This window comes from Streptomyces sp. AM6-12 (assembly GCF_044327085.1).
GTDB lineage: Bacteria > Actinomycetota > Actinomycetes > Streptomycetales > Streptomycetaceae > Streptomyces.
Window position 1 is genome coordinate 686,856 of the sequence record NZ_JBIQWN010000001.1, and the last position, 15,691, is coordinate 702,546.

Consider the following 15,691-nt stretch of genomic DNA (forward strand, 5'->3'; position numbering starts at 1 on the left):
CGGCGGTCCGGTCAGTAGCGGACGGGCAGCGCGGTGAGGCTGCGGTTGAGGAGGGACGGCTGCCAGGTGAGCGCGCCGGGGTCGGTGAGGGTGAGGTCCGGGTGGTCGCGGACCAGCGTCCCGACGGCGGCGACGGCCACCAGCCGGGCCAGCGCGGCGCCGATGCAGAAGTGGGCGCCGAAGCCGAAGCCGAGGTGGGTGGCGCCGGTGCGGCGGACGTCGAACCGGCCGGGGTCGGGGAAGCGGGCGGGGTCGCGGTTGGCGGCGGCGGTCACCAGGAAGATCCGGTCGCCCGCCCGCAGGGTGTGGCCGTCCAGCTCCAGGTCGCTCACGGCGGCGCGGATCGACATCTTGGAGGGGCCGTCCAGGCGCAGCGCCTCTTCCACGGCGCCCTGCGCGAGCGCGGGATCCGCGCGTACGGCGGCGAGTTGGCCGGGGTGCGTGTGCAGGGCGAGGACGGTGTTGGCGATGAGGTTGCTGGTGGTCTCCCCGCCGGCGAACGCCATCTGGGTGAGCATCCCGACGAACTCCTCCTCGGTGACCGACTCCCCCACCCGGCCCTCCCTCAGCACCTGGCTGATCAGATCGTCGGCGGGTTCGGCGCGCCGCCTGGCGACCAGTTCCGCGAGGTAGTCCTCCAGGCTCACCAGCGCCTGGAGGGAGGCCCGGTACTCGCTCTCCTCCTGGGCGGTGCCGAGCACGAGGTCGGCGACGCGGGCGTTCCAGTACCAGAAGGCGGCGGCGTCGGTGCGGGGGATGCCGAGCCAGCGGGCGAACACCAGGGCGGGCAGCGGCTTGGCCACGTCGGCCATCAGGTCGCCGGTGCGGCCGGGGACGGCCTTGCGGGCGAGGACGGCGCGGGTGGCCTTCTCGGTGAAGGTCCGGTAGCGGGCCACCGCCCGTGCCGCGAACGCCTCCTGGAAGACCTGCCGCAGCCTGCGGTGCTGCGGCGGGTCGTTGAACACCATCCAGCGGGACAGGATCCCGAAGGCCCGCTCGGCGTCCTCGCGGGCGCCCTGCGGTACGGCGTCCATCAGGGGCCGTACCCGGTCGGCGGAGACGGCGGGGTCGCGCAGGCAGCGCATCACCTGGTCGTAGCCGGTGACCAGCCAGGCGTGGTGCATCGGGCTCCAGTGCACGGGGGCGTGCGCGCGCAGGGCGTCGAGGTGCCCGTAGGGGTCGGCGATCATGTCCGGGGACAGGAGGTAGCGCTCGGTGAAGGGGGCACCGGTCCGGGGGGCTTGCGGGGCGCCGGTCTTCGCCGGGGCCGCCGGGGTCGTAGGGGTCATCGGGGCCGCCGTCGTCATCGGTTCTCCCCTTCCTGGATCGCGACGAGGATGTCCGCGATGCCCGTGACCCTCGGCTCGGCCATCATCGACATGTGGTCGCCCTCGCTGATGTGCACGGTGAGCGCGTCGCCGGCCACCTCGCGCCAGCGGGCGAGGTAGGTGTCGTAGTCGACGTCCAGGCCGGGCATGGTGCGTCCGCGCGGCAGCCCGGCGGCCTCGCTGCCGACCACGAGGTGGATGTGGCCGGGGTAGGGGCGGACCTCATAGCCGGCGAGGGCGGCGAGCAGCGAGTGCCACACCTCGATGGGCGCGTTCTCCACGAGGGCCGCCTCGGCGGGGCTCATGCCGGCGCCCAGCAGGGTGGCGGTGAGTTCGGCGGTGGCCCGGTCGCGTTCCGGGCCGGGCGGCAGCTGCCGGATCAGGTCGCGCCGGCGCCAGGCGGTGCGCAGGTCGTCGGTGACACCGTTCAGGCGGGCGCGGGCGGCGGGGTTGGGCAGGTACGGCTCGATCAGGACGAGCGGGGACACCGGCTGCCCGGCGCGGTGCAGCTGGGTGGCCATCTCCAGGGCGATGTTGGCGCCCATGGACCAGCCGAGGAGGGTGTGCGGAGTCCGCCCGGCGGTGGGGTCCGCGGGCCGGTCGGTGATCTCCGCGACGTAGTTGGCGGCGATTCCGGTGACGGTGCTCGGGTCCACCCCGCCGAGCAGTCCGCGCGCCTGGAAGGCGTGCACGGGCCGGCCGGGCGGCAGGGCGCGGGCGAGCGGTACGAACCAGGCGGCGCTGCCGCCCGTGGGGTGCACGCACCACAGCGGCTCGCCGGTGCCTTCGCGCAGCCGCACCTCGGAGGTGACGGCGGCGGGCAGGCCCGTGCCCGCGGCGCGGGTGGCGTGTTCGGCGAGCTGGGCGATGGTGGGGTGCTCGATCAGGTCGCCGACGGAGACCGTCAGACCGCGCCCGGCGGCCATCAGGGAGACCCTTACGGTGGACAGGGAGCTGCCCCCGATGCGGAAGAAGTCGTCGTGAACGCCGATGCGGGCGAGGCCGAGGACCTCCCGCCAGATCTCGGCGAGGACCTTCTCCGCCGCCGTGGCCGGGGCGACGTACTCGGTGTCGCTCTGGTCGAGTTCGGCGGGCGGCAGCGGCAGCGCCCGCTTGTCGATCTTGCCGCTGCGGTTGACGGGCAGCTCGCCGAGGAGCACGAACCGGGCGGGGATCATGTAGGCGGACAGCGAGGCGCGCAGGGCGCGGCGCAGTTCCTCGGGCGCGAGCCGGGCGCCGGCGCGCGGGACGAGGTAGGCGACGAGGGCCGGTTCGCCGCCGGGCAGGTCGGTGCGGTGCAGGACGACGGCCTGCCGGACCTCGGGGAGCCCGCGCAGCGCGTGCTCGATCTCGCCGAGTTCGATGCGGAAGCCGCGCAGCTTGACCTGTGAGTCGCGGCGGCCGAGCCACTCCACCGAGCCGTCGGGCCGGTGGGTGCCGAGGTCGCCGGTGCGGCACAGCCGCTCGCCGGGCAGCCCGTAGGGGTCGGGCACGTAGGTGGCGGCGGTGAGTCCGGGCCGGCCGAGGTAGCCGCGGCCGACGGCCTGTCCGCCGAGGTAGATCTCGCCGGGGACGCCGGCCGGGACGGGCTGGAGGTCGTCGTCGAGGACGTGGATGCGGGTGTTGCGGATCGGGGTGCCGATGGGCGGCTGTCCCTGGCCCGGTGACAGTTCGGCGGCGACGGACCACACGGAGGTCTCGGTGAGGCCGTAGACGTTGTGGAAGCGGCGCCCGCGCGACCAGGTGTCGGCGAGTTCGGCCGGGCAGGACTCGCCGGCGACCTGGAGGACCCGCAGCTCGGGGAAGTGGTCCTCGCCGAGCACCGCGAGCGCGCTGGGCGGCAGCATGGCGCAGGTGACGCGCGCCTCGCGGAGGGTGCGGGCGAGGTCGGGGCCGGGGCGCAGGTCCTCCTTGGGCGCGGTGATCAGGCGCCCGCCGTTGGCGAGGGACCAGGTGAGTTCCAGGATCGAGGCGTCGAAGCCGAAGGAGGCGAACTGGAGCACCCGGTCCTCGGGGGTGGGGCGTACCAGGTCGCGCTGGCCTTCGAGCATGTTGGACAGTCCGCGGTGCGGAAGGGCGACGCCCTTGGGGGTGCCGGTGGAGCCGGAGGTGTAGATGATGTAGGCGAGGGTGTCGGCGTCGGGCTCCCGGCCGGGCACGGGCCCCACGGGGGCGGCGGGGGCGTCCAGGTGGAGCACGGGGCCGTCGAAGGGCACCGTGCCGTCGAGGGCACGCTGGGTCAGCAGGACCCGCATGCCGCTGTCGTCGGCCATGAACTTCAGGCGTTCGGTGGGGTGTTGCGGGTCGAGCGGCAGGAAGGCACCGCCGGAGCGGAGCACCCCGACGGCGGCCCGCACCAGGTCCGGACCGCGCTCGGCGCAGATGCCGACGACCGTCTCCGGGCCGACCCCCAGCAAGCGGAGCCGCCGTGCCAACTGCTCTGCCTGCTTGTGGAGTTCGCGGTACGACAGCTGCTGTCCGCGGTGCTCGACGGCGACCGCGTCCGGGGTGCGGGCCGCGTGTCCCGCGATGTGCTCGTGCAGCATCAGCGGCGAGGACGGGATCTCGGGTCCGCGCGCCCAGACGTCGAGGGCGGTGGCGCGGGCCGCGCCGGTGAGCGCGGGCCGGGTGACCCGCGCGTCCGGCGCCGCGACCATGGCCTCCAGCTGGGCGCAGTACACGTCGGCGAGTTGCTCGGCCGTGGCGGGGGTGACGAACTCCGGGTCCACGTCGAGGGTGAAGGCGTTGACGCTGGCGTTGACCAGCAGCGGGAACATGGTCCGGGCGATCTCCAGCGAGTCGTCCCAGGAGTCGTGCGAGAGCCGGTGGAAGTTGACGTAGTTGAAGACCGTGTCCGTCAGGTTCGGTTCGGTGGGCCGAAGTTGGGCGATGCGGACCAGGGGCACCCTGCGGTGCGGCAGCATCTCCTGCTCGGCCGCGAACACGTCCCGCAGATAGTCGCGCCAGCTGCCGCGCGGGCGGGCGACGCCGAACGGCACGGTGTTCAGGAACAGTCCGCGCATCCGGTCGGCGCCGGGTATCTCGGGCCGTCCGTTGGTGACCAGGCCGATGCTGTGTCCGAGGGCGCTCTCGTCGCGGTCGGCGAACAGGCTCATGGTGTGGTGGAAAGCGGCGAGCAGCACGGTCCGGCGCGGTACCCCGGCGTCCTTGGCCAGCTTGCCGATGCGTCCGGCGAGGTGGGCGTAGGAGCGCCGGACCTCGTGCACCGGCTGCCGCTCCGCGTCCGCGCCGCCGCGCACCCGCCGGCGGAAGGTCACCGGGCGCAGGTCGGCGAGGGTGTCGCGCCAGTACGCCAGTGACTCCTCGCTGTCGAGGGCGGTCCGCTCCAGGGCCACGTACTCGGCGAACGCGGGGGCCCGCGGGGGCAGGGGCGTGGTGCCGTGGGCAACGGCCTCCCGGTGCAGGGCGAGCAGGTCGGCGACGAGCGAGGTGAGACTCCAGCCGTCCAGTACGACATGGCAGTCGGTGAGGACGAGCCGCAGATCGTGGTCGGTGATGTGGTGCAGGTGGATGCGGACCAGGGGGGCGGCGGCCAGGTCGAAGCGCCGCTCGAACTCCTCCCGCACGAACTCCCGCAGCCGCGCCCGCTGTCGATCGCGGGGCAGGCCGCGCAGATCGGTGTAGCCGACCCGCAGCCGGGCGGTGCGGTGGACCAGCTGGAGGGGTTCGCGGTAGGTGACGAGGTCGACGGAGCTGCGCAGGATGGGGTGTCCGGCGACCACCGCGTCCACGGCCGCCTGGAACGCGTCGAGGTCGAAGCCCTCGGGGGTGCTGATCTTCAGGTCGGTGACGTTGTGGTAGGCGCCGCGCCGGGGGTCGGCGAGCATCTCGTGCAGCATGCCGGCCTGGAGCATGGTCAGCGGGTAGGCGTCCTCCAGGCCGTCGGGCAGCCGGCCCGCGTCGGCGGGGTCGAGCTGGGAGAACGGGGCGACGGGGTCAGGTGCGTCGACGGCGTCGGTGACGAGGACGGCGAGGTCGGCGAGGGTGCGGGCGCGGAAGACGTCGGCGACGGAGAAGCCGAGCCCGGCGAGCCGGCCGAGTCCGACCAGGCGCAGCGCCAGGATCGAATCGCCGCCCAGGTCGAAGAAGTTGTCGCCGCGGCCCACGTGTTCGGCGCCGAGCACCTGGCTCCACACCCCGGCCAGCGCCCGCTCCACCGGGCCCTCGGGCGGCACATGGGTGCCGGGTCCGGTCGCGGCGGGGGCGACGGCGGTCAGCGCGGCGCGGTCCACCTTGCCGTTGGCGGTCAGCGGCAGCCGCTCGTGCCGGACGAACAGCGCGGGGACCATGTAGTCGGGCAGGGTGAGCCGCAGCCCCTCGCGCAGGGCGGGCGGGTCGAGCGGGCGGGCCTCCGGGGTGACGACGTGGGCGACCAGCCGGGCCGTGTCGCCGTCCCGGCGGGCGACCACGGCGACATCGGCGACGCCGGGCAGGGCGCGCAGCGCGGTCTCGATCTCGCCGGGTTCGATGCGGTAGCCGCGGATCTTCACCTGATGGTCGGCGCGGCCGACGTACGCCAACTCGCCGTCGGACAGGACCCGTACGAGGTCGCCGGTGCGGTACATCCGGGCGCCGGGTGTCCCGAAGGGGTCGTCCAGGAAGCGTTCGGCGGTCAGCTCGGGCCGGTTGCGGTACCCGCGGGCCACGCCGCCGCCGGAGACGTACAGCTCGCCGACGCTGCCGGGGGGCACGAGCCGGCCCCCGGCGTCGAGGACGTACCCGTGCTGGCCGGTGAGCGGGCGGCCGATGGGGGAACGGACGGTGCCGTGCACGTCCTCCTCGGTGATGGCGCGGAAGGTGACATGCACCGTGGTCTCGGTGATGCCGTACATGTTCACCAGGGCGGGCTTGTCGCCCGGGGCGGTGAACCAGTCGCCGTAGTCACGGACGTCGAACGCGTCGCCACCGAACACGACTGTCCGCAGCGGAAGTTCGGCGAAGCCGCCGCCCGTGTCCGCCAGGTGGGCGCGCAGGCCCTTGAAGGCGGCCGGGGTCTGGTTGAGGACGGTGACGCCCTCCTCGCGCAGCACCCGGCGCACGGCGGCCGGGTCGCGCACCTCGTCGGCGCCGAGCACGACCACGCGTCCGCCGCTGGTCAGCGGGGCCCACAGCTCCCAGACCGAGAAATCGAAGGCGGGTGAGTGCATCAGCGTCCACACGTCGTGCGGGCCGAAGTCGAAGTGGTGGTCGGCGGCGGCCAGCAGCCAGGCCAGGTTGGCGTGGGTGACCTCGACGCCCTTGGGGCGGCCGGTGGAGCCGGAGGTGTAGATGACGTAGGCGAGATCGGCGGGCGCGGGAAGGATGTCGGGGCTCTCCGCCTCGGCGCTCTCCTCGTCAAGGGCCATGATTCTGACGGGGAGTTGGTCCACGGCGCCGCGGGTCGCGCTGTCGGTGACGATCCACTCGATGCCGGAGTCGGCGACGGTGAACTCGCGGCGGGCCTTCGGGTGGGAGGGGTCGAGCGGGAGGTAGGCGGCGCCGGCCCGCCAGACGGCGAGCAGGGCGACGGCCAGGTCGGGGGTGCGGTCGAGGCAGACGCCGACCAGGGAGCCGGGGGTCACCCCGGCGGCGCGCAGCCGCCGGGCCAGGCGGGATGCCGATGCGTCCAGTTGGGCGTAGGTGAGGGTGTGGGAGGCGTCCGCTCCGGGCCGGTCGTGGGCCGGGGAGCGGGTGCCGCGCACCGCGATCGCCTCCGGCGCCCGGCGGATGTGCTCGGCGAGCCGGTCGGGAGCGGTGTGCGGGGTGGACCGGGGCTCGTTACCGGTGTTCGCGGGCCCGTGCGGGCCGAGCAGGTGGGCGCGTTCGGCGGGGGTCAGCGGGTCGATGGCGCTGAGCGGGGTGTCCGGGGTGGCGCAGAACGCCTCCAGCAGGTTCACGGTGTGCCGGGCGAGGGCCGCGACGGAGGCGGCGTCGTACAGGTCGGGCCGGTAGACGAACGACAGTTCGGTGCGGCCGTCGCTCTCGCGCAGGTCGAGGGTGAGGTCGAACTTGGCGGTGGTCAGGTCGATCCGGTACGGCGCCCCGGTGGCCGCGCCGAGGTCGAACGCGGAGCCACCGGTGTCGGTGTGCGTGTAGAGGACCTGCACGAGCGGGTTGCGGGCGAGGTCGCGCTCGGGGCTCAGCGCCTCCACGACCCGCTCGAACGGCAGCGACTGGTGGGAGAATGCCTCCAGGACCCGCTCGCGGGTGCGGGCGAGCAGCGCGGCCGGGGTGGGGTCGTCGGTGAAGTCGCCGCGCAGCACGAGGGTGTTGACGAAGAATCCGACGAGCTGTTCGGTCTCGGGCCGCTCCCGGTTGGCCACGACGGTGCCGACTGCGATGTCCTGCTGCCCGCTGTGGAAGGCCAGCGCGGCCTGGAAGGCGGCCAGCACCGTCATGTACGTCGTCGTGCCCGCGCGCCGGCCGAGCGTGGCGAGGGCGTCGGTCAGTGCGGGCGGCAGGGTGAGGGTGTGGGCCTCGCCGCGGCTGCCGGGGGTGTCGGGGCGGGGGTGGTCGGTGGGCAGCTCCAGCGGGGTGAGGCCGGCCAGCCGGGTGCGCCAGTGGTCGAGCGCGGCGGACTGGTCGCCGCCCCGCTGCCAGATCGCGTAGTCCGTGTAGTCCAGGAGCAGTTCGGGCAGTTCGGCGGAGCGGTTGCGGGTCCTCGCCCGGTACAGCTCGGTCAGGTCGCGGACGATCAGGCCGAGGGACCAGCCGTCGGAGACGATGTGGTGCATGCCGAGGACCAGCACATGGTCGTCGTCGCCGGCGCGGACGAGGGTGGCGCGGAAGGCGGGTTCCCGGCCGAGGTCGAAGGGGCGCAGGGCGGCGGCGTGCACGGTGGTGGCGAGCCGCCGCTCCGGGTCCGCGCCGGCCGGGTCGGTGGCGTCCACCACGTCCAGGCAGCCGGAGTCGGGCGGCACGATCCGCTGGTACGGCACACCCTCGTGCTCGGGGAAGACCGCCCGCAGCTGCTCGTGCCGGGTTGTGAGGTCGGTGACGGCGGCGCGCAGCGCGGGCAGGTCCAGCGGGCCGGTGAACCGCCAGGCGGCGGGCAGCAGATAGGTGGCGGCACCGGGGTCGAGGCGGTCCAGGAAGTACAGGCGCTGCTGTGCGGGCGACAGCGGGATGCGGTCGGGGCGCGGGCTGACGCGGACCGGGCCGTCGTCGCGGGCGCCGGTCAGTCCGCGCAGCCGCCGCTCCAGCAGGCGCCGGGCGGCCGGGGAGAGCCCGGCGGACGGGGCGGCGGGTCCGGGGCGTACGTCGGATGTGGTCATGAGGGCACTCCTCAACTCATGGGGAAGGAGACGGTGTCGGGGCGGGTGGCCCTCAGAAGTCGGCGGTGAGGGAGAGGTCGATCTCGTCGTCGCTCATCTGCGAGATCAGTTCCAGCAGCCGTTGCTCCACCTCGGCGGCGAGGCGCGCCACCGTGGGGTGCTCGAACAGGTCCCGGACCTGGAGCGGGCAGTCGAACGCGGTGCGCAGCCGGGAGGCGACCGCGACGGCGCGCAGGGAGTGGCCGCCCAGGGCGAAGAAGTCGTCGTGGACGCCGACCCGCGGCAGGTCAAGCACCTCGCACCAGATCTGGGCGACGACCGTCTCGGCCGGGGTGCGCGGTGCCACGAAGGCGTCCGACTCGGGGGCGGCGGGCTCGGGCAGGGCGGCGGTGTCCAGCTTGCCCTGCACCGTCAGCGGCAGCGCGTCGAGCCGGACGAACGCGGACGGCACCAGGTAGTGCGGCAGCCGGGCCCGGCAGTGGGTCCGGAGGACTTCCTCGGACAGTCCGTCGCCGACGACGTAGGCCACCAGGGCGGGCTCGCCGCGCAGGGGGCGTACGAGGACCGCCGCGCCCCGCACTCCGGGATGGCGGCGCAGCACCGCCTCGGCCTCCTTGGGCTCGACGCGGAACCCGCGGATCTTCACCTGGTCGTCGTTACGGCCGAGGAACTCCATTTCGCCGGAGGGCAGCCGGCGTACGACATCCCCCGTGCGGTACAGCCGCCCGCCGGGTCGCCCGAACGGGTCGGGCTCGAACCGCTCGGCGGTCAGCGCCGGCCGTCCCAGGTATCCGCGCGCCAACTCGCTTCCTCCGACGAGGAGTTCACCGGGCACGCCCTCGGGGACGAGTTCGCCCAGGGCATCGACCACATAGGCACGACGACCGCCCAGGGGCCGGCCGATCGGCACCCGTGCGCCACCGGCGCCGTGGACGGTGTGCGCGGTGGCCGAGATGACGGATTCCGTGGGTCCGTAGGTGTTGAGCACGGGCACGTGAGGCAGGTGTCCGAACCACCGCTCCAGCGGGTCGGCGGGCAGCGCCTCCCCGCCGGTCACCAGCAGCCGCAGCGAGGCGAGCCGGGGGGCGAGCCGGTCCAGGTGGGTGACGAGTTCCGCCCAGTAGGACGGGGTGAGTTCCATGACGGTGACCCGCTCGGCCGCGACCCGTGCGGCCAGTTCCTCCGGGGCCCAGATCTCGTCCGGGCGCACGATCACCGTGGCGCCGGTGCTCAGCGCGGGCAGGATCTGCTCCAGGGAGGCGTCGAAGGAGGTGGACGCGAAGGTGAGCACCCGGTCCCCGGCGGTGAGCGCGAACCGCTCGCGGGCGGTGGCCACATGGGCGTCCAGGGCGTGGTGCTCGACCCCGACGGCCTTGGGACGGCCGGTGGAGCCCGAGGTGAAGATGACGTACGCCAGCTCGCCCGGATCGGGCGTGTACCGCGGTCCACCGGGCAGGGGCCGTACGTCCTCGACGGCTACGGCCGTCACCCCGAGCGCGGCGACCTGCTCGCCGGTGTGCGCGTCGGCGACCAGGTGCCGGACCCCGGCTTCCCGGAGCATGTACCGGAGCCGGTCCTCGGGCAGCCGGGCGTCGAGCGGGACGTAGACGCCGCCCGCCCGCCAGACGGCGAGCATCGCGGCCACGGACCAGACGCCCCGCCCGATGCACACCCCGACCCGGTCACCAGGGGCGACTCCCCCAGCAGCGAGGTGCGCAGCCAAACCTCCTGCCGACGCGTCCAGTTGGGCGTAGTCGAGGCTCGTGCCCTCGCACACCACGGCGGGGTCCTCGGGGCGGCCTGCCACCCGGAAGGCCGGTGCGGCCGGCACCTCGCGGCCCCCTGTCGCCACCAGCAGCTCACGCTCCCCCGCGGACAGCAGCGGCGCCGCGTCGACGCGGGTGTCCGGATCAGCGAGGACGGCTTCCAGCAGTCGTCCGACGTGCCGGGCGAAGCGGGTGGCGGTGGCCGGTTCGAACAGGTCGGCGGCGTACTCGACGTTGAGGGCGAATCCGCCGGGCCGCACCACGAAGGTGGCCGTCAGATCGAACTTCGCCGATCCCCAGGGGAGTTGGAAGACGCTCGTGTCGAGCCCCGGCAGCCCGGCGCCGCCGGTGGACGCGTCCTGGACGTCCACCATCACCTGGAACAGCGGATTGCGGGACAGGTCGCGGGCGGGGCGCAGCCGCTCCACGACCTGTTCGAACGGCACCTCCTGGTGGTCGAAGGCGCCCAGCACCACCTCGCGCACCCGGTCCACCAGTCCGGCGAAGGTTGGCCGCCCGGACAGATCCGTGCGCAGCACCACGGTGTTGACGAAGAAGCCGATCAGCGGCTCCAGTTCGAGGCGGCCGCGCCCGGCGACGGGGGTGCCCACCGGGACGTCGGTCTGCCCGGACCAGCGGGCCAGCACGGCCTGGGCGGCGGCCAGCAGCACCATGAACCGGGTGGCGCCGCGCTCACGGGCGAAGGCGTCCACGCGGTGCACCAGACCGGCGGGCAGGTCGATCTCGACGGCACCGCCCCGCCCGGTGAACGCGGCCGGCCGGGGCCGGTCGGTCGGCAGCTCCAAGACCGGCGTCTCCGCCAACGACTCTTCCCAGTAAGCGAGTTGCGAATCCAGCCCGCCGTTCTCGGCGCGTTCGCGCTGCCACACGGCGAAGTCGCCGTACTGCACGGGCAGCGGCGGAAGCTGGGCCGCCCGACCCGCCCGCCGGGCCGCGTAGTGGTGGGCCAGCTCGTCCAGCAGGACGCCCTGGGACCAGCCGTCGGTGACGGCGTGGTGCAGGGCGAGCAGCACCACGTGGTCGTCGTCGGCCAGCTCCCACACACCGGCCCGCAGCAGCGGCGGCCGGTCGAGTTCGAAGCGGCGCGTGGCGAGGGTCACAGCCCGCCGCCGTACGGCCTCCAGGCGGGACTCCGCGTCCGGGCCGTCCGGCACCGCCTCCCAGTGCAGGGGCACGCCCATCGGGTCGCACACCCGTTGCACGGGGCGGCCGTCGGACTCGGTCAGCGCCGTGCGCAGCACCTCGTGCCGAGCCACCAGATCGTCCAACGCCTGCTGCCAGGCAGCCCGTTCGAGTCCGCCGCGCACCCGCAGGCAGTACCACAGCAGGTAGGAGTCGCCGCGGTCGGAGGTGCGGTCCAGGAACCACAGGCGCTCCTGCGCGAAGGACAGGGGCAGCGGGCGGGTACGGTCGACGGGCGCCACCTCGGCCGTTCCGGCAGCGCGGGCACCGGCCACGCACGGGGCGAAGCCGCGCACGGTCGGGTGCTCGAAGACGGTGCGCAACTCGATGTCCCGGCCGAGGCGCCCGGCGATCCTGGAGACCGCCATGGTGGCGAGCAGGGAGTGCCCGCCCAGGTCGAAGAAGCTGTCGTCGATGCCGATCCGCTCCAGGCCGAGCACATCAGCCCACACCTCGGCGACGATCCGCTCGGTCTCGTCGCGGGGCGCGGTGAAGGCGGCGTCGTCGGCCGGGCGGCCGCGGTCGGGATCGGGCAGGGCGGTACGGTCGAGCTTGCCGGAGACGCCGACCGGGAGGGCGTCCAGGGTGACGAAGTCGGAGGGGACGGCGTAGTGCGGCAGTGAGCGGGCGCACCAGGCCCGCAGCTCCGCCCGGCCGGGCGCCTCGGGTGCGTCCGGAGCGGGCACGACATAGCCGGTCAGGGACTGTCCGGTGACGCGGTCGGGCCGGACGGCGGCCGCGGCGACCTGCGGGCAGGCCCGCAACACGGCCTCGACCTCGCCGAGTTCGACGCGGAAGCCCCGGATCTTGACCTGGTCGTCGCGGCGGCCGACGAACTCCAGCTCGCCCGCGGACGTCCAGCGCACCAGGTCGCCGGTGCGGTAGAGGCGGCCGCCGGGCGGGCCGTACGGGTCGGGCACGAAGCGTTCGGCGGTCAGCGCGGGCCGGTTGAGATAGCCGCGCGCCAACTCGGTGCCACCGATGAGGAGTTCGCCGGACACCCCGACGGGCACCTGCTCGTCGTCCGTGTCCACCACGTACACGCTCCGGTCGCCGAGCGGGCGGCCGATGGGCACGCTGTCGGCGGGCGGTTCGTCCGCGTCGTGGGTGGTGGCAGTGACGGTGGTCTCGGTGGGCCCGTAGGCGTTGCAGACCCGCACCCAGGGCACGGCGGCCCGCCAGACGGCGAGGGTGTCGGCCGGGACCGCCTCGCCGCCGAGGACCAGCAGCCGCAGCGGGGCGAGGGCTGCGGCGAGCCGCCGGTCGAGGGAGAGGGCCAGCTCGGACCAGTAGGTGGGCGGCACGTTGACCACGGTCAGCTCGTGCCGCTGGACGATCTCCGGTACCTGGGTGGGCAGCCAGGGCTCCTCGGGGCGCATGACGACGGTGGCGCCGCAGGTGAGGGCGGGCAGCACCTGGTCCAGGGAGGCGTCGAAGGAGAAGGAGGCGAAGGCCAGCACCCGGTCGGCGGCGGTGATGCCGAGGCGCTGCCGGGCGGCGGCCACGTGCGAGGCGAGCGCGGCGTGTTCGACGCCGACGGCCTTGGGGCGGCCGGTGGATCCGGACGTGAAGATGACGTGGGCGAGTTGGCGGGGGTCGGGCCGGTGGCGGGGTCCGTCCGGGTCCGGGGTGACGGCGGTGACGTCGACGGCGGCAGGGGCGAGCGAGGCGGCGACGGTGGCCGTCGCCGGTGCGGTGACGACGCAGGCGAGCCGGGCCTCCTCTGCCATGAACGCGAGGCGCTGCGCGGGCAGTTCGGGGTCGAGCGGCACGTACGCCCCGCCGGCCCGCCAGATCCCCTCGATGGCGGCGACCGACCACAGGCCGCGGCGCAGGACGACGCCGACCGGGCTGCCCGCGGTGACTCCGGCGGCGCTGAGCGCGGCGGCCAGTCCGCCCGCCATGGCGTCGAGTTGGGCGTATGTGACGCTGTCGTCGCCGCAGCGCAGCGCGATCGCCTCGGGCCGCCCGGCGAAGGCGACCGGTGCCGCGGGGGCGGCGGGCCGGTCCGGGGCGTGGTGCCAGGTATCCTTCGGCCGCGCGGGCGCGCCGGGCCCGACGGGCAGGGCCCGCGCCAACTCGCTGACTGGCGTGCCGGGTTCGGCGAGCACGGCCCGCAGCAGGGCGACGTACGCCTGCGCGAAGGCGCGCATCGTGGCCGCGTCGAAGAGGGCGGTGGCGTACTGGAGGATGGCGGCGATGCTGCCGTCCGTGCGCAGGGTCAGGTCCAGGAAGACGTCCAGCGGGGTCTCGGCCAGCGGCGGCTCGACCAGCGTCACCTCCAGGTCCGTCATCCGCACCTGCCGGATCGGGGAGTTGAGCAGGGTGAACGACGCCTGGGCGAGCGGATGCCGGGACAGGTCACGGGACCCGCCGAGCGCGCCGACCACCAGATCGAAGGGCGCCTCGGCATGCGAGAGGTCGGCCGGCACCCGCCGCCGTACCCGCTCCAGCAGCGCGTCGAAGCCGGGCCGCCCGGACAGGTCCGTGCGCAGCACGACGGTGTTCACCAGCGGGCCGATCAGCTCGGCGGCGCCGCGCTGGGCCCGGTCCGCGAGCGTGCTGCACACGGCGACGTCGGTACGGCCCGACCAGTGGCCGAGCAGCGCCTGGTAGGCGGTGAGCAGCACCGTGTACCGGGTGGTGCGCCGGGACCGTGCCAACTCGTCCACGTCGGTGACGAGTTCGGCGGGCAGATCGAAGCGGACGACGTCACCGGAGCCGTCCCAGCGGCGGGGGCGCGGCCGGTCGGCGGGCAGCTCCAGCGGGGTCAGCCCGGTCAGCCGGTCACGCCAGTACCCGAGCAGCCGCTCCAGGCGGGCGCCGGAGAGCCGTTCGGTCTGCGCCCGGGCGAGTTCGGCGTACTGCACGGCGGGCGGTTCGACCTGCTCGCCCCGGTATCCGGCGGCCAGTTCGGCCAGCAGCACGCCCCAGGACCACCCGTCCACGGCGATGTGGTGGACCTCGACGAGCAGCAGATGCTCGTCGTCTCCGACGCGGGCGAGCGTGGCGCGGACCGGGTGCTCGGCGGCGAGGTCGACGGGGCGGCCCAGGCAGCGGGCGTACAGGTCGGCGGGGCCGTCCGCGGTGATCCGGCGCAGCGTGAAGGGGGCGGGGGCGTCCACGACGGGTACCGGCTCCCCGTCGACGGCGGTGAACCGCGTCCGCAGCACCTCGTGCCGGGCCACGATGCCGGCCAGCGACCGCTCCAGCAGGCCGGCGTCGAGGCGCCCGCGCAACCGCAGCACCAGCGGCAGCATCGACCCGCTGGAGGACCCCGCCAGCTGGTCCATGAACCACAGCCGGCGCTGCGCGAAGGATGCCGTGCGGGTGTCCACGTCGTTCGGCGCCCCCGCAGGGGCCGGACCTGTTGTCACTGTCGCCTCCCAGCCGTCTTTTCCCAGCAGCCTGCCGCCGCGCGTCGACACTCCCCAGGGAAGAAGACGCAGCGGTGCGAGCAGAGTCGACTGCGGTTCCGGGGAGGGAGGTTCCTCCCCCTTCCCCGGAACTGCCCTGGCGTCCGAAGGGTTGGGGGCGATGTTCCGGGACGAGGTGGCGTGGCGATCGGGGATCATGCGTCCGTGTGATCTCACCTGGGCCGTGCGGGCGCCAGGTCCGGAACGGGAGGCAGAAGAACCGTGGCGATCTGTTTCATGCTCGTGGTGAACTTCGGCCGACGCCGAGGCGGCTCAGGCCGCCGCCCGCATCGGTCCCAAGCCGTGGGTACTGCACGCCGGCGCCCACCGCATTCCCCTGCACCGGCCGATGCTGGCGAAGGTGGGCTCGTACGTCGAACTCTCGATCCTGCCGCTGGCCGTCAGTTGGCATTGCGGCCTGGACGGCAGCCTCCCCAGAACGCGGCTCACCGCGGAAGAACTATCCGAACTGGGCTGTCAGCTCTACGAATTGCTCGCTCGGTTCCGCGGATATGTCGCCGCGAAAGTCGGCTGGGACCCGGAGTTGTTCGTCGACCCTGCCGGGCTCCGGGATGGGTGGTCCGGGGAGCTGGACGACGGAAGCATCCACGGACTCGTACTCATGCTGGCGGGTGTCCAGTACCGCGTCGGCGCGTGCCGTGGCGCACGCAGGCACCGGTCCTCGCGGCCGTCGCCGCCGGCGG

At 74.3% G+C, this 15,691-nt stretch carries 3 protein-coding genes; all 3 read right to left on the reverse strand.

Going from position 1 to position 15,691, the window contains the following annotated elements; genetic code table 11:
* Window positions 1-11 precede the first annotated feature (11 nt).
* The 3 genes from ACE4Q9_RS02970 to ACE4Q9_RS02980 are packed head-to-tail and all read right to left on the reverse strand — an operon-like array spanning window position 12 to window position 14,948.
* Window positions 12-1,307, reverse strand: coding sequence for a cytochrome P450 (locus ACE4Q9_RS02970; protein ID WP_397982625.1), 1,296 nt, complete (start codon window positions 1,305-1,307; stop codon window positions 12-14).
* Window positions 1,304-8,602 (reverse strand): amino acid adenylation domain-containing protein, encoded by a 7,299-nt coding sequence (locus ACE4Q9_RS02975; RefSeq protein ID WP_397982626.1) that lies wholly within the window; start codon window positions 8,600-8,602, stop codon window positions 1,304-1,306. Before ACE4Q9_RS02975 ends, ACE4Q9_RS02970 begins: the two co-directional genes overlap by 4 nt.
* A 52-nt stretch (window positions 8,603-8,654) precedes the next feature.
* Entirely contained in the window at window positions 8,655-14,948 is a 6,294-nt protein-coding gene (locus ACE4Q9_RS02980; protein WP_397982627.1) for an amino acid adenylation domain-containing protein, read from the reverse strand.
* Between the last annotated feature and the right edge of the window lie 743 nt (window positions 14,949-15,691).